Genomic DNA, 15,253 nt, shown 5'->3' with positions numbered 1-15,253 from the left:
AGAAGGAGGAAACAAGTTGAAAAGTTTAAAACTCAAGCTGTCTTATTATTGGTATAAATTATTGATCAAGCTCGGTATTAAATCGGATGAGATCTATTATATCGGCGGGAGCGAAGCACTTCCGCCGCCATTGACCAAAGATGAAGAGGAAGTGCTTCTGAAGAAACTGCCAAAAGGCGATAAAGCTGCACGATCCTTGCTCATCGAAAGAAATCTGAGGCTGGTCGTATATATAGCAAGAAAGTTTGAAAACACCGGCATCAATATCGAGGACTTAATCAGCATAGGAACGATTGGCCTCATTAAAGCGGTAAACACATTCAATCCAGAGAAGAAGATCAAATTGGCTACATATGCTTCCCGCTGCATCGAAAACGAAATATTAATGTATTTGAGAAGAAATAATAAAATAAGATCGGAAGTATCGTTCGATGAGCCGCTCAATATTGACTGGGATGGAAATGAACTTCTCCTATCGGATGTGCTTGGAACGGAAGAAGATATCATAACGAAAGATCTGGAGGCGACAGTCGATCGGAAATTACTCCTGAAGGCATTGCATCAACTATCCGATCGAGAGAAGCAAATCATGGAACTTCGTTTTGGCTTAATAGGGGGGGAAGAAAAGACACAAAAGGACGTTGCGGATATGTTGGGAATATCCCAATCCTACATCTCCCGTCTTGAAAAAAGGATCATAAAAAGACTAAGAAAAGAATTCAACAAAATGGTGTAAAGAAAAGCGGAGCCGGCTCGAACAGAGGCGAAGAGAAGGGAAAATTGGGGTTCGAATTTTTCTTGGACTAAGCAATAATCGAGTAAGGCTAATCTTTATTTTCTATATCGACAAAATAGGATTTCCTGAAAGTATCGATACTTTTAGGGGTCCTATTATTTTTTAAAAAAGATTGAGATGTTCTGGTGAAGCTGTTTTATATATGATTGTCGGTTTAAACAGTTTTTCTTAAAAGAATCATCAAATGAAGTTGATTGCAGCGGAAGGTGCGAGACTCCGGATGGATTAGCGGACAAGGTGAGACCCCGCAGCGGAGTGAGGAGAGGTTGGGCGGTTGTTCGATTAAGTTCGGCACGTCGTGTGCCAACATCGAACGACCTCATGAAAGCAACAAATTTTACCAAGGTAGAATTAGGAAAGATATATTCACAAAAGACTTGTGAAACGTCATTTCGCCATCTAATGTGGATTCGAGCCGGAGGTGCGGATAACGGGCGGATATCGAACTATACATTGGATTATTAGCAAGAACCATTACGGCGAAAAAAATTATAAAAAAATTAGAGGATTCATTACTTGATATGACTAGGTTTTTACATAAAATGGACGAATTGACAGTGTGAAATGGAATAGCTTCGTGCATAAATTTCCCTCCCAAGGAGATACTTAACTTTGTAACAGCAGCTCCTGATAGGAGGGAAAATACTTGACGCGTAATAAAGTAGAAATATGCGGTGTTGACACATCTAAGCTTCCAGTCCTTAAAAATGAGGAAATGAGAGAACTCTTCAAGCAAATGCAGTCTGGAGAACTTTCAGCAAGAGAAAAATTAGTAAATGGAAATTTACGATTAGTCTTGAGCGTTATCCAAAGGTTTAACAACCGTGGGGAATTTGTGGACGACTTATTTCAAGTAGGCTGTATCGGACTCATGAAATCCATAGATAATTTCGATTTGAGCCAAAATGTGAAATTTTCCACCTACGCTGTCCCGATGATCATCGGTGAGATTCGCCGTTATCTGAGGGATAATAATCCAATACGGGTTTCCCGCAGCTTAAGAGACATTGCGTATAAGGCACTGCAAGTAAGGGAGCGGCTAATGAGTGAGACATCTAGAGAGCCGACCGCTGAGGAAATTGCCAGAGTGCTTGATGTTGCCCATGAAGAAGTGGTTTTTGCACTTGATGCCATTCAGGACCCTGTATCATTGTTCGAACCCATTTATAATGATGGTGGTGATCCGATCTTTGTGATGGATCAATTGAGCGATGAGAAAAACAAGGATATCCAATGGATTGAGGAAATTGCTTTAAAAGAGGGCATGAGAAGGTTGAATGAAAGGGAAAAAATGATCATTCGCAAGCGATTCTTCCAAGGTAAAACACAAATGGAAGTGGCAGAAGAAATCGGCATCTCACAAGCTCAAGTGTCGCGGCTTGAGAAAGCTGCAATCAAACAAATGAACAAAAATATTCAATAAACACCAGCCAGCTGTCTTCCAGCTGGCTTTTAAACGTTCTAGACGCTTATCATCATTTTACACTCCGGAAGCATATAGTAGTTAGAGAAGATTCATTTGAGGGGAGAGTAATAAAGATGGTAAGAATATCTGAATTCCAGATAAAAGATGTCGTGAATATTTCTGACGGAAAAAAACTTGGGAATATCGCAGATATAGAAATTAATTTGGATACTGGAAAAATTGAAGCCATCGTAATCGGGACAGGAGGGAAATTGCTCGGTTTTTTTGGAAAGGAAGAGGATGTGGTCGTCCCTTGGAATAATATTGTAAAAATCGGAACCGATGTTATTCTTGTACGCTTCAAGGATCAAAAGTATTCCCAGCAGCAGCTGCAGGAACCTAAATAGTGATAAGAGCTGACCTTTCCCTGTCTCTTGTGTTAAACTAGAGAAAAACAAATGGAGGACCTTGGTAATGAGTGAACCATTTGTACAGGAAAGTACAGAATTCTACGGAATCAAAGAATGGACTGGGAAATATAACGGCCTGACCGCCGGGTTTTCAACAAGGATTGGCGGACATAGCCAAGGAGCCTATGAAGGGCTCAACTGCGGCTTCCATGTGGGAGATCACCTGGAGCTTGTGGCAGAAAACCGAAAGACCCTTTCCTCCTCGATCGGATTACCGGTGGATCATTGGGTAGGTGCTGAACAAACCCATGGCAGCCACATTCAGCAAATTGGGAAAGATGATCGAGGAAAAGGCTCTCTTGACTATGCTTCAAGCATAAAGGACACGGACGGCCTGTATACATGCGTTGAAGGACTTCTGCTCACTTTATGCTTCGCTGATTGCGTCCCGGTTTATTTTATCGAACCGGATAGCCGGATGATCGGCATCGCCCATGCCGGCTGGAAAGGTACGGTAAAAGGGATTGCGGCTGAGATGATCCTTCAGTGGGAAAAACATGGAATCAACAAGGAGAAGATCCAGGTCATGATCGGACCATCCATCTGTCAAGATTGTTATATTGTTGATGATAATGTAATAAAAGAAATTGAAAAATGGCTAGAAGTCAGCGATCAAAAGCCCTATAATGAAATCAGCTTCGCTCAATATGCATTGGATCTCAAAAAGATGAACAGAATCATCTTGGAAAAATCAGGTATTCCAGCCCGAAACATAATGAGTACAAATTATTGTACAAGCTGTCATTCAAAGCACTTCTTTTCACATCGGAAAGACGGTGGAAGTACGGGCAGAATGTTGAGTTTTATCGGCTGGAAAGGAGATTGACATCAATGAAGGTAACAGACAAAATGGCAGTCATACAAGAGGAAATAGATGAAGCATGCAGACGTTCCGGAAGAAATCCCGGAGAAATTGAGATTATTGCTGTAACGAAATATGTTTCCGTAGAAAGAGCAAAGGAAGCATTGTCCGCAGGGTTGAAAAACTTGGGTGAAAATAGGGATGATGGACTCTTGGAAAAATGGGATGCACTTGGGGAAGGGCCGATTTGGCACTTTATCGGGTCCCTCCAAACAAGAAAAGTGAAAAATATCATTAATAAAGTTCAATACATACATTCACTTGACCGTCTTTCATTAGCCAAAGAAATTAATAAGCGAGCGGACAAGCCGATGAAATGTTTTGTCCAGGTAAATACCTCAGGTGAAGAATCAAAGCATGGTTTGGATCCGGAGGATGTAATAAATTTTGTGGAACAGCTTATGGATTTTCCCAATATATCCATTGTCGGTTTGATGACGATGGCTCCATTTTCGGAGGACAGAGATGAAATAAGAAAATGTTTTGCTCAATTAAAGGACATTCAGACAGCCATCAAAAAGCTGCAATTAGCTAATGCACCTTGTGAGGAACTATCAATGGGTATGTCTAATGATTTTCAAATTGCCATCGAAGAAGGTGCCACATTTATACGGATAGGGACATCCTTGGTTGGCGAAAACTCATAGGAGGTGTTGGAAGTGGGATTAAAATCAAAATTTAAAACATTTTTTCTGCTCGATGATGAATATGATGATATGGAAGAAGAAATGATGGAAGAAGAAGAGGTAGAAGCAAGCAAACCTGTCAAACAGCCAGTGACGAACAAACAGAACATCGTGAGCCTCCAAAGTGTACAAAAGGCATCCAAAGTCGTTTTAATTGAACCAAGAGTGTACGCAGAAGCACAGGAAATTGCTGACCATTTAAAAAACAGACGGGCCGTCGTCGTCAACCTGCAGCGAATCCAGCACGATCAAGCTAAACGGATCGTCGATTTTTTAAGTGGCACAGTCTATGCAATCGGCGGAGACATTCAACGGATTGGTTCAAATATTTTCCTTTGTACGCCGGATAATGTGGAGGTATCAGGCAACATTTCGGAATTATTTTCTGAAGCAGATATAGATGATACGAGGTGGTCATAAAACAAATGGCATGGGTATTGGTTATTTTAGGAGACATAATTGAAATTTACTCTTGGGCATTGATTATCTACATATTGATGTCTTGGTTCCCTAATGCGAGGGATACGAGCATTGGCAGGGTATTGACGAAAATCTGCGAGCCTTATTTAGAGCCGTTCAGAAGGATCGTGCCCCCGCTTGGAATGATCGATATTTCTCCGATCGTTGCCTTTATTGTATTGAACCTTGCAAGGCAGGGGATATTCCAGCTGATTCATTGGACAATGTAAGTACGGAAGAGTAATGAACGGAACTAACAGGAAAAGGGTGATGATCTACAACTAGTAGAGATTCACCCTTTATTGATTTAGAATTCAATGAGGCATGAAAGGAAAAATTATGAACAGTCTTTATCAACATTTTCGTCCCGAGGAAAGAGAATTCGTCGATCAGGTGATGGAATGGAGGCAATTCGTCGAAGACAGCTACTCCCCGAAGCTAACGGACTTCCTTGATCCGAGGCAGCAAAAAATCACTGAATCTTTACTTGGTAAAAATCAAGAAATATTCGTACGCTTTAATGGCGGCAGTGCTTATTCTGAAAGAAAGCGCGCCATTATTTATCCTTCCTATTATGAACCACAAGAAGCAGATTTTTCTCTCGGTTTGGCAGAAATCGTCTATCCAAAGAAATTTGTAAGATTGGATCATCGTCAAATTTTAGGAAGCATCATGTCATTGGGGGTTCGACGCGACAAGTTTGGGGATATACTTGTGACACCAGAAAATATTCAGCTTGTTTTTGCCAAAGAGATCGCCGATTATCTGCAAATGCAATTTACACACGTTGGAAAAACGAAGATAGAAATTAAGAATATTGAGTGGGCGGATTTGTCCACCTCAACCGAGGAATGGAAGGAGTCCCAGACTACCGTAAGCTCATTGCGACTGGACGCCGTTCTTTCATCGGTGACCAATAGTTCACGCCAAAAGGTTCAGGCATTAATAAAGGCCGGGCAGGTCAAGGTGAATTGGCGGGTCGTCGAACAGGGGGCGTTTCAGTGTGAGGCAGGGGATATCATTTCTGCACGGGGCTTTGGCAGAAGCAAAATTATGTCGATTGAAGGCATGACAAAAAAAGAAAAATGGAGAATCGTCGTAGGAGTTTTGAAATAATTTTAGAAAATTGAAGGATTTTGCCCACAAACTGTCGAAATATCAGTATAATTAAAACAAATATGAGCAGATGATTTAGTGGAGGTGGCAGCATGCCTTTAACACCGTTGGATATACATAATAAAGAATTCAGCAAAGGATTTCGAGGGTATGACGAAGACGAGGTAAATGAGTTTCTTGATCAGGTCATAAAAGATTATGAATTGCTTATTCGTGAAAAAAAGGAATTAGAAGAAAAGCTTGAATCTATGCATGAGCGTTTAGGTCATTTCACAAATATTGAAGAAACATTGAACAAATCGATTGTTGTCGCACAAGAAGCAGCCGAAGAAGTAAGAAGGCATGCACAAAAAGAATCAAAGCTAATTATTAAAGAAGCAGAAAAGAATGCAGACCGAATCGTGAACGAGTCGCTTTCAAAAGCAAGGAAGATTGCCATTGAAATCGAGGATTTGAAAAAACAATCCAAAGTATTCCGCACACGATTCAAAATGCTGATTGAAGCTCAATTGGACATGCTAAAGAACGATGATTGGGACAAACTAATGGAATTTGAAATCGATGCATCCGAGCTTAAGGTGCTGCAAGAAGATACATTGACTTGACGAATTGAAACGTGTTCACATATAATTTACTAACAAATACTTTCTACTATTATGGAATACGATGAGAGGGACAGTACCATCCTTATCAACTTATATGCGTTTTCAACGCCAGCGAGCCGGAGAATTGGTGGAAGCCCGGTATAAGCAAGGTTTGGGAAAATCACCCTTGAGTGCCTGATATGAACGCTGAAGAAGCCAGTAATGAGGGCGAGTCATTCACGATACGAATGTCAGAGTGGATAAAGCCCTGTGCTTTATCTATTAGGGTGGTACCACGGGAAAAAACCTTCTCGTCCCTTTTGGGGATGAGAAGGTTTTTTATTTTGGCTTTTTTTCTAAAAGATTGTCGTTTTCAACACTTGAAAAGTCACCATGTGATTTTGATTGAAGCGGGTGGTAATCAACTTTGCAAAAAGAGCCATTATTTTTCCCGATGGTGGAAATCATGTATTTATAACAGCAGAATGTTTTTAAATTGTTAAGGAGGAAAGATGATGGAATATAAAGATACTTTACTAATGCCAAAGACTGATTTTCCTATGCGCGGCAATCTTCCAAAAAGAGAGCCTGAGCTTCAAGCGAAGTGGGAAGAGATGAACATATATCAAAAAGTCCAAGAAAGAACGAAGGAACGTCCGCTTTTTGTTTTACATGATGGACCTCCATATGCAAATGGCGACATCCATATGGGGCATGCCTTGAATAAGGTATTGAAGGACTTTATCGTAAGATATAAATCGATGAGCGGATATTCTGCACCTTATGTGCCTGGATGGGATACCCACGGATTGCCAATCGAACAGGCTTTGACGAATAAAGGGGTCAAGCGAAAAGAAATGACTGTGGCTGAATTCAGGAAGCTATGTGCGGAATATGCCTATGAGCAAGTTGACAGCCAGCGCGAGCAGTTTATGCGTCTAGGTGTAAGAGGAGATTGGTTCAACCCTTATATTACACTGGAACCACGTTATGAAGCACAACAAATCAAGGTATTTGGGGATATGGCTAAAAAGGGCTATATCTATAAGGGGCTAAAGCCGGTGTATTGGTCCCCTTCCAGTGAATCTGCATTGGCAGAAGCTGAGATTGAATACCAGGACAAACGATCACCTTCCATCTACGTCGGCTTTGATGTGAAAGATGGCAAGAACGTCCTTGAGGCCGGGACGAAAATGATCATCTGGACGACGACCCCGTGGACCATTCCTGCGAATTTGGGAATTGCGGTCCATAAAGATCTTGACTATGTTGTCGTGAACGAAAATGGCCAAAAGTATGTCGTTGCGAAAGAATTATTGGAGAACGTGACATCCGAGCTGGAATGGGAAAATCCATCCATTGAAAAAACGGTAAAAGGCTCCGAGCTGGAACGGATCACTACTAAGCATCCATTGTATGAGCGTGAATCCCTTGTCATTTTAGGAGAGCACGTAACAACTGATTCAGGTACGGGCTGTGTTCACACTGCGCCGGGTCATGGGGAAGATGACTTCCTCGTCGGAAAACAGTATGGATTGGAAGTCCTCTGCCCAGTAGATGATAAAGGGGTCATGACGGCTGAAGCACCTGGTTTTGAGGGAATGTTCTATGATGAGGCGAATAAACCTATTACTCAAAAACTTGAAGAAGCAGGTGCATTACTCAAATTAAAATTCATCACACACTCCTATCCACATGATTGGCGTACGAAGAAACCGGTCATTTTCCGGGCGACGGCTCAATGGTTTGCGTCCATCGATAAATTCAGAAAAGAATTATTGGATGCAGTAAAGGAAACGAAATGGGTACCGGCCTGGGGAGAAACAAGGTTGTTTAACATGGTCAGGGACCGAGGAGATTGGTGCATCTCCCGTCAACGTGCATGGGGTGTGCCAATCCCGGTATTCTATGCGGAGAACGGTGATTCAATCATTACGGATGAAACAATCGAACATGTATCGCAGCTTTTCCGTGAGCACGGCTCAAATGTTTGGTTTGAAAAAGAAGCAAAAGACTTATTGCCTGAAGGTTTCACTCATCCAGGAAGTCCGAACGGCAAGTTCACGAAAGAACAGGATATCATGGATGTATGGTTCGACTCAGGGTCTTCCCATCAAGCGGTGCTTGAAGAGCGCAGCGACCTTCAACGTCCGGCCGATCTTTACTTGGAAGGCTCAGACCAATATCGCGGTTGGTTCAACTCTTCATTGACAACAGGTGTTGCGGTAACTGGCAAGGCACCATATAAAGGTGTATTGAGCCATGGCTTTGCCCTGGATGGCGATGGGCGGAAGATGAGTAAATCACTCGGCAACGTCATTGTTCCTGCCAAGGTCATGAAACAGCTGGGTGCAGATATTCTCCGCCTATGGGTGGCGTCAGTTGATTATCAAGCAGATGTCCGTGTATCAGATCCGATCTTGAAGCAAGTAGCAGAAGTATATCGGAAAATCCGCAATACTTTCCGTTTCCTTTTGGGCAATCTTGCTGATTTTGATCCAACAAAAGATAAAGTCGCGTATGAGAATCTTCGCGAAGTGGATCAATATATGCTTGTTAAATTGAATGATCTTGTAAAGCATGTACATGATTCTTATGAGAACTATGAGTTTGCCAGCATCTATCATGCTGTAAATAATTTCTGTACATTAGACTTGAGTTCTTTCTACCTTGATTTTGCGAAGGATGTTTTATATATCGAAGCAACCGACAACCCTGAACGTCGTGCCATGCAAACTGTTCTGCATGAAGCACTGGTTGTATTGGCAAAGTTATTGTCTCCGATTCTTTCCCATACGACTGATGAGGTATGGCCATACATTCCAGGCGTTGCCGAAGAAAGTGTTCAGTTGACGGATATGCCAGAGGTGAAGGATCTGCCTGATAGTGAAGCATTGGTGAAGAAATGGGATCGTTTCCTTGATTTAAGGGACGACGTTCTAAAAGCACTTGAAGAAGCACGAAATGAAAAAGTCATCGGGAAGTCATTGACAGCCTATGTTCGTCTTTATGTCAATGGCAGTACAAAGGAATTGCTTGAGAGCATTTCAGAGAACTTGAAGCAGCTTTTCATCGTTTCAGGTTTTGAAATTGCAGGTGCAGTCGATGAGGCTCCAGAACATGCGCTTAAGCTGGATAATGCATCCATCGTAGTCGAGAAAGCTGATGGGGAAACGTGTGAAAGGTGCTGGGTGGTGACACCTGACGTCGGTCAGGATCCAGCTCATCCAACACTATGCCCGCGATGCGCAGAAGTGGTCAAAGAAAACTATTCTCATTTGGCATAAGAAAAGAAATCAAATAAGCACCGTGAAGGAGTGTGTATCCGGTAAGGATACACACTCTGTTTTTTTATGTTTGAACTGATAAAAATTCATCATCACAGGTTAATTGAAGCCAGCACCCTATAGCGAAAATCAACAATATTTTCTTGGAAGGATAGGCTAATTTTTGAAAAGAAATTTCCGGCGCACTTGATGACAAGGGATTTTCATGAGCAGCTGTGGATACAGGTCCATTATTTGTTACCTTTAACAATACTTTCGCTTCCTTCTTCTTTCTATTTCGGGAAACATACTCCCAAGGAGGGAACATGAATGGACAACCAAAAGCAGCAGGTATATCGACAATTGAAACAAGCCCATTTGGATTTGGAAGCCCATCAAACTTCAAATGTGCTGGTACGTCATTTCATTGAACAAGAAAAGTTGGATGTTGCATACGCCTTGGAAAAATGGGAAAAAGGTACGTTTGGAATATGTGAGATGAGCGGAGAGTTGATTCCTTTTGAAATGATCCATTTCTTACCCACAATCAGAACGAAAGATGAATGGACGTCCATTCAAGCAAAGTATGGGAAATCCCGATTGCCCATTTCCCCGTAAGATTCGTTGTTCGGACAGCTTTTATGTGCTAAAATGCAAAGGTAATCATTTCATTTAGAATTCGGAGGTTGCCTTTGTGTATTATATTGTCGCTTTGTTTGTATTACTATTAGATCAAGCAACGAAGTGGATCATCGCCAATAAGATGGAATATCATGAGAGCATTAAAGTAATCGATCACTTCTTGTATATTACGAGCCACCGAAATCAAGGTGCTGCATGGGGAATCCTCCAGGGGCAAATGTGGTTCTTTTATTTAATCACCGTAGTGGTGATCATCGGAATCGTATATTATATACAGAAGCACGCAAAAGGCAAGCCCCTTTTAGGGATGAGTTTAGGATTGATGCTCGGCGGGGCGATCGGAAATTTTATTGATAGAGCCATCAGGCATGAAGTCGTGGATTTTATTGATACATATATTTTCAGTTATGATTTTCCGATCTTTAATGTTGCAGATGCGGCTTTGACTGTCGGCGTCATATTGCTGATGATTTACATGTTCAAAGAAGAGAGAGAAACGAAGGAGAAATCGTATGGAGAAAGTGGAACACAGCATTCAGGAAAATGAACAAGGCGAAAGAATCGACAAGGTGATTTCTTCGATCGATAAAGAATGGTCCAGAACTCAGGTGCAGGCATGGATCAAGGAAGGCGTTGTCAAAGTCAACCAGCAAAAGGTAAAGCCAAATTATAAATGCATGAGTGGCGATCATATCGAGATTACCATACCTGAACCGGAAGTGCTGGACGTACTTCCTGAAGAGATGGAGCTAGATGTATACTATGAAGACACGGATGTAATCGTCGTCAATAAACCGCGTGGAATGGTCGTCCATCCTGCCCCTGGCCATATGAGCGGAACTTTAGTGAATGGCCTGATGCTCCATTGCAAAGATCTTTCTGGAATTAATGGGGTACTGCGTCCAGGAATCGTCCATCGAATTGACAAGGATACCTCCGGTCTTTTAATGGTGGCCAAGAACGATTATTCCCACGAACGGCTGGTTCAACAGCTTGTTGATAAATCAGTGACGAGGAAATATTATGCGATTGTCCATGGCGTGATCCCTCATGATTATGGCACGATTGATGCGCCGATCGGTCGCGACAGCCAGGACAGGCAGAGCATGACGGTCGTCGATGAAGGGAAAAATGCTGTCACGCATTTCAGGGTACTGGAGCGCTTTGACCACTATTCTTTTGTAGAATGTGAGCTTGAAACAGGCAGGACACACCAGATTCGCGTCCATATGAAATATATAGGCTTCCCATTGGCAGGAGATCCGAAATACGGACCGCGCAAAACATTGCCGATCAATGGACAGGCGTTGCATGCGGCTGTTTTGGGATTTGTCCATCCACGAACAGAACAATATATTGAATTTGAAGCCCCGTTGCCTGGAGACTTTCAAAATTTATTGGACAAATTGCGACATGATCGTTGACAACGGTCATGTTTCATATTATCCTTAGGATAACTTAATAAAGAACCTTTAATACAGTCCCGTGAGGCTGGGAAGGAAACGGACAGCTGCTCGAAAATTTCGAGTGCTATTTAGCTAAGGCTAACTATATCCTCTCATCTTTCGGTGAGGGGATTTTCGTTTTCTAGAGGACAATTTAACCATCCGAGGTGATAGAATTGGCACAAAAAGCAGTCGTTTTGGACCAACCTGCGATCAGGCGTGCATTGACGCGGATTGCACATGAAATTATCGAGCGCAATAAAGGCGTTCAGGAATGTGTACTGGTCGGGATCAAGACGAGAGGGATTTTCCTTGCAGACCGGCTAGCTAAGAGGATCGAGGAAATCGAAGGGGAACATGTTCCAGTCGGGGAACTTGACATCACACTCTATCGTGATGACTTGACCACAAAGACGAAGAATCACGAGCCAGAAGTAAAAGGAACAGACATTCCTGTAGATTTTACCGATAAAAAGGTCATCCTTATCGATGATGTGCTCTATACAGGCAGGACAGTTAGGGCCGCGATGGATGCCCTTATGGATATTGGCAGGGCTTCTCAAATCCAGCTTGGCGTATTGGTGGACAGAGGGCATCGTGAGCTGCCAATAAGAGCGGATTATGTGGGGAAGAACATTCCGACCTCAAGTTCCGAAAAGATCGTTGTCGAACTGATCGAATCCGATTCTGTCGACCAAGTAACAATATATGATAAGTAAATAGCGAGACCTTTTAATGTTAGTCCAGAGAGGCTGAAAAAGGGAGAAATTCTGATTCTATGTGCACTTATCACATGCACTCGACTACCCTTTTTGCACCTTCTGGAGCAAAAAGGGTTTTTTAATGAAATCGAAAGGTGGACAACAATCATGACAAAACCAATTTTGGACATAAACGAAAAGCCTTCATCCATACAATGGCTGACTTTAAGCTTGCAGCACTTGTTTGCAATGTTCGGCGCAACGATACTTGTACCTTATTTAGTGGGATTGAGCCCGGCCATCGCCCTGATCTCAAGCGGCATCGGAACGCTTGCTTTCATCTTGGTGACAAAGGGCCAAGTGCCAGCATACTTGGGATCATCATTCGCATACATCGCACCGATCATAGCAGCAAAAGATTTCGGGGGCCCCGGTGCGGCAATGGTCGGAACCTTCATGGCTGGCATTGTATACGGCATCGTTGCCCTGATCATTAAAAAGGCAGGCTACAAGTGGATCATGAGGCTGCTACCGCCGGTGGTCGTCGGACCTGTCATCATCGTCATCGGCCTTGCCCTTGCCAATACAGCGGTGGGGATGGCAATGAATGACCCGGCAAACGGAAAATACAGCATGCTCCATTTCTCGGTTGGACTTGTGACGCTTGCCGCTACCATCGTATTTTCGATCTACGGCAAAGGTATGTTCAATTTGATTCCGATCTTGATGGGCATCATCGTCGGCTACATCTATGCAGTATTCGTCGGGATTGTCGATTTTCAGCCTGTGTTGAAAGCAAGCTGGTTTGAAAGACCAGACTTCTTGATTCCTTTCGTGGATTACAAAATTCATATAAGCACAACAATCATCGCCTTGATGGTGCCTGTCGCAGTCGTGACCCTTTCAGAGCATATCGGCCATCAGCTTGTCCTAAGCAAGGTTGTCGGCAAGGACTTCATCAAAAAACCAGGCCTGCACCGCTCGATAATGGGAGACGGGATGTCAACCATCATCTCCGCGCTGATCGGCGGACCGCCAAAAACAACGTATGGTGAAAATATCGGTGTACTGGCCATCACGAGGGTATACAGTGTATATGTCATCGCAGGAGCGGCTGTATTAGCTACGGTCTTCGGTTTTGTAGGGAAAATTACAGCCTTGATTAGTACAATCCCTACACCGGTCATGGGCGGTGTATCCATCCTCTTATTTGGAATCATTGCATCATCAGGATTGAGAATGCTGGTTGACAGCAAAATAGATTTTGGAGATAAACGCAACCTTGTCATTTCCTCCGTCATCCTTGTCATCGGAATAGGTGGGGCTATGATTCAGATAAAAGGGATTCAGATTCAAGGGATGGCACTGTCCGCATTCGCCGGAGTCCTTTTAAACCTCATACTTCCAGGCAAGGCAAAAGTGGATGATAATTTATTCGAAGAAAATCAAAATTCAATAAAGAAAAGCGAGCATGCAAACGATCATGTCGCCTAGCACCACCTTTTAAAAAAAGTCCAGAGAGGCTTTCAAGGGTGTATGAACAATTAGTGCAGAAATTCTAGGGCAGGAGTGCATCCCCCTACATTCATGCTGCAGGAAATTGTTCACAAAACACCCTGATCCTCTCGATCAGGGTGTTTTTTTATAGGCTGTTTTCTCAAAGATTGTTGTTTTTAACAGGTTCTCTTTAAAATAACTCATCATATGAAGTTGATTGTAGCGGAAGGTACGAGACTCCGGAGGGAACAGCGGACCAGGTGAGACCCCGCAGCGAAACGAGGACCCTTTAGCGGAAATCAACCTTACACCAACCTATGATGAATAGCAATAAACTTTTAGAAATGAGCGTTTTTATAAGAAGCAGCCGAAATGATTTGACCACGAAGGGAGAATGAAAGGAATGGCAATGAAAACGGCAATGAAGCATTTACTGTCGATGGAAGAACTGGACAAAGATGAGATTATTTCAATATTACATGAAGCAAATCGGTTCTCGCTAGGTGAAACGTGGGAGCCAAAAGACAGAAAATTTGTTTCAAACCTATTTTTTGAACCAAGTACAAGGACCAAATGCAGCTTCGAAATGGCCGAAAGAAAATTAGGTTTGGATGTCATTCCTTTTGAAGCTTCTGCCTCAAGCATCTTAAAGGGAGAAACGCTCTATGACACGATCAAGACATTGGAGTCCATCGGGGTGGATGCGGTTGTCATCAGACATGACCAAGACCACTTTTATGAAGAGCTGGTAGGGAAGATAGATATTCCTGTCTTGAACGGCGGCGACGGCTGCGGCCAGCATCCCACTCAGTCGCTGTTGGATTTGCTGACCATCCAACAAGAATTTGGTACATTTCATGGATTGAAAGTCGCTATCGCCGGAGACATTTTACATAGCCGTGTGGCAAGATCAAATGCCCTGGTGTTAAAAAAGCTTGGAGCAGAGGTCGTCTTTTCAGGGCCAACTGAATGGTTCGATCAAGAATATTTGAACTCCGGGAAAGTATGCAGCATGGATGAGGCAGTGGAGTCCTGCGACGTGCTGATGCTGCTCAGGATCCAGCATGAGCGCCATGGAGCTACTTCACACTTGAGTCCGAATGAATACCATCAACAATATGGCCTCACATTACAACGGGAAAGAAGAATGAAAAAGAACAGCATCATCATGCATCCTGCCCCGGTCAATAGAGGGGTCGAGATCGATTCTGATTTAGTGGAATGCGGCCGCTCAAGGATATTCAAACAGATGAAAAATGGCGTCTTTGTCAGAATGGCCGTTCTAAAAAGGGCATTGGAAACAAACTAATAATGCAAAGGAGAG

17 protein-coding genes are annotated in these 15,253 nt (G+C 42.9%); 16 read left to right on the top strand and 1 reads right to left on the bottom strand.

Going from position 1 to position 15,253, the window contains the following annotated elements; all coding sequences use genetic code 11:
- Nucleotides 1-16 precede the first annotated feature (16 nt).
- From sigE to ileS, 10 genes are all read left to right on the top strand, one after another.
- Nucleotides 17-736, top strand: a complete 720-nt coding sequence (sigE, locus tag D9X91_RS09375; RefSeq protein ID WP_121680347.1) for an RNA polymerase sporulation sigma factor SigE — start codon at nucleotides 17-19, stop codon at nucleotides 734-736.
- Nucleotides 737-1,442: 706 nt separating this feature from the next.
- Entirely contained in the window at nucleotides 1,443-2,219 is a 777-nt protein-coding gene (sigG, locus tag D9X91_RS09370) for an RNA polymerase sporulation sigma factor SigG (protein WP_121680346.1), read from the top strand.
- 116 nt (nucleotides 2,220-2,335) lie between these two features.
- Nucleotides 2,336-2,608: a YlmC/YmxH family sporulation protein gene (locus D9X91_RS09365; RefSeq protein ID WP_121680345.1), complete on the top strand. Its 273-nt coding sequence runs from the start codon at nucleotides 2,336-2,338 to the stop codon at nucleotides 2,606-2,608.
- Nucleotides 2,609-2,675: 67 nt separating this feature from the next.
- Complete coding sequence (gene pgeF / locus D9X91_RS09360) at nucleotides 2,676-3,497, top strand: peptidoglycan editing factor PgeF (protein ID WP_121680344.1); 822 nt, start codon at nucleotides 2,676-2,678, stop codon at nucleotides 3,495-3,497.
- Between the two features lie 5 nt (nucleotides 3,498-3,502).
- Nucleotides 3,503-4,180, top strand: coding sequence for a YggS family pyridoxal phosphate-dependent enzyme (locus D9X91_RS09355; protein ID WP_121680343.1), 678 nt, complete (start codon nucleotides 3,503-3,505; stop codon nucleotides 4,178-4,180).
- Nucleotides 4,181-4,192: 12 nt separating this feature from the next.
- Nucleotides 4,193-4,639, top strand: a complete 447-nt coding sequence (locus D9X91_RS09350; protein WP_121680342.1) for a cell division protein SepF — start codon at nucleotides 4,193-4,195, stop codon at nucleotides 4,637-4,639.
- A gap of 5 nt (nucleotides 4,640-4,644) precedes the next feature.
- Nucleotides 4,645-4,908, top strand: coding sequence for a YggT family protein (locus D9X91_RS09345; RefSeq protein ID WP_121680341.1), 264 nt, complete (start codon nucleotides 4,645-4,647; stop codon nucleotides 4,906-4,908).
- Between the two features lie 94 nt (nucleotides 4,909-5,002).
- A complete protein-coding gene (locus D9X91_RS09340) occupies nucleotides 5,003-5,794 on the top strand; it encodes a YlmH family RNA-binding protein (protein ID WP_233569755.1) in 792 nt (263 codons plus the stop codon).
- A 92-nt stretch (nucleotides 5,795-5,886) separates the two neighbouring features.
- Nucleotides 5,887-6,399, top strand: a complete 513-nt coding sequence (locus D9X91_RS09335) for a DivIVA domain-containing protein (RefSeq protein ID WP_121680340.1) — start codon at nucleotides 5,887-5,889, stop codon at nucleotides 6,397-6,399.
- 494 nt (nucleotides 6,400-6,893) lie between these two features.
- Nucleotides 6,894-9,665: an isoleucine--tRNA ligase gene (gene ileS / locus D9X91_RS09330; protein WP_121680339.1), complete on the top strand. Its 2,772-nt coding sequence runs from the start codon at nucleotides 6,894-6,896 to the stop codon at nucleotides 9,663-9,665.
- 64 nt (nucleotides 9,666-9,729) lie between these two features.
- On the opposite strand, the gene D9X91_RS09325 is transcribed toward ileS, so the two are convergent.
- Nucleotides 9,730-9,915, bottom strand: coding sequence for a hypothetical protein (locus D9X91_RS09325; protein WP_148709060.1), 186 nt, complete (start codon nucleotides 9,913-9,915; stop codon nucleotides 9,730-9,732).
- A gap of 59 nt (nucleotides 9,916-9,974) precedes the next feature.
- Here D9X91_RS09325 and D9X91_RS09320 point away from each other — a divergent pair, with 59 nt between their 5' ends.
- The 6 genes from D9X91_RS09320 (at nucleotide 9,975) to D9X91_RS09295 (ending at nucleotide 15,238) form a co-directional block, all read left to right on the top strand.
- Nucleotides 9,975-10,262, top strand: coding sequence for a hypothetical protein (locus D9X91_RS09320; RefSeq protein ID WP_121680337.1), 288 nt, complete (start codon nucleotides 9,975-9,977; stop codon nucleotides 10,260-10,262).
- A gap of 76 nt (nucleotides 10,263-10,338) precedes the next feature.
- Nucleotides 10,339-10,833 (top strand): signal peptidase II, encoded by a 495-nt coding sequence (gene lspA, locus D9X91_RS09315; protein WP_121680336.1) that lies wholly within the window; start codon nucleotides 10,339-10,341, stop codon nucleotides 10,831-10,833.
- Entirely contained in the window at nucleotides 10,799-11,710 is a 912-nt protein-coding gene (locus D9X91_RS09310) for an RluA family pseudouridine synthase (RefSeq protein WP_121680335.1), read from the top strand. The genes lspA and D9X91_RS09310 overlap by 35 nt, the downstream gene beginning before the upstream one ends.
- A gap of 197 nt (nucleotides 11,711-11,907) precedes the next feature.
- Complete coding sequence (gene pyrR / locus D9X91_RS09305; protein ID WP_121680334.1) at nucleotides 11,908-12,450, top strand: bifunctional pyr operon transcriptional regulator/uracil phosphoribosyltransferase PyrR; 543 nt, start codon at nucleotides 11,908-11,910, stop codon at nucleotides 12,448-12,450.
- Between the two features lie 150 nt (nucleotides 12,451-12,600).
- Nucleotides 12,601-13,926, top strand: coding sequence for a solute carrier family 23 protein (locus D9X91_RS09300; RefSeq protein ID WP_121680333.1), 1,326 nt, complete (start codon nucleotides 12,601-12,603; stop codon nucleotides 13,924-13,926).
- Nucleotides 13,927-14,350: 424 nt separating this feature from the next.
- Entirely contained in the window at nucleotides 14,351-15,238 is an 888-nt protein-coding gene (locus tag D9X91_RS09295; protein WP_121680457.1) for an aspartate carbamoyltransferase catalytic subunit, read from the top strand.
- The last annotated feature ends 15 nt before the right edge of the window (nucleotides 15,239-15,253 follow it).

It is taken from the genome of Falsibacillus albus (assembly GCF_003668575.1).
Taxonomy (GTDB): domain Bacteria; phylum Bacillota; class Bacilli; order Bacillales; family DSM-25281; genus Falsibacillus; species Falsibacillus albus.
The sequence above is the reverse complement of the archived record's forward strand: the minus strand, read 5'-3'. Positions and strand labels throughout refer to the sequence as shown.

Bases quoted from the DNA above. Each gene is read 5' to 3' on its own strand.
- D9X91_RS09365 (WP_121680345.1), top strand. From the start codon at position 2,336: ATGGTAAGAATATCTGAATTCCAGATAAAAGATGTCGTGAATATTTCT.
- pgeF (WP_121680344.1), top strand. From the start codon at position 2,676: ATGAGTGAACCATTTGTACAGGAAAGTACAGAATTCTACGGAATCAAA.
- D9X91_RS09355 (WP_121680343.1), top strand. From the start codon at position 3,503: ATGAAGGTAACAGACAAAATGGCAGTCATACAAGAGGAAATAGATGAA.
- D9X91_RS09345 (WP_121680341.1), top strand. From the start codon at position 4,645: ATGGCATGGGTATTGGTTATTTTAGGAGACATAATTGAAATTTACTCT.
- D9X91_RS09340 (WP_233569755.1), top strand. From the start codon at position 5,003: ATGAAAGGAAAAATTATGAACAGTCTTTATCAACATTTTCGTCCCGAG.
- D9X91_RS09335 (WP_121680340.1), top strand. From the start codon at position 5,887: ATGCCTTTAACACCGTTGGATATACATAATAAAGAATTCAGCAAAGGA.
- ileS (WP_121680339.1), top strand. From the start codon at position 6,894: ATGGAATATAAAGATACTTTACTAATGCCAAAGACTGATTTTCCTATG.
- D9X91_RS09320 (WP_121680337.1), top strand. From the start codon at position 9,975: ATGGACAACCAAAAGCAGCAGGTATATCGACAATTGAAACAAGCCCAT.
- D9X91_RS09310 (WP_121680335.1), top strand. From the start codon at position 10,799: ATGGAGAAAGTGGAACACAGCATTCAGGAAAATGAACAAGGCGAAAGA.
- D9X91_RS09300 (WP_121680333.1), top strand. From the start codon at position 12,601: ATGACAAAACCAATTTTGGACATAAACGAAAAGCCTTCATCCATACAA.
- D9X91_RS09295 (WP_121680457.1), top strand. From the start codon at position 14,351: ATGAAGCATTTACTGTCGATGGAAGAACTGGACAAAGATGAGATTATT.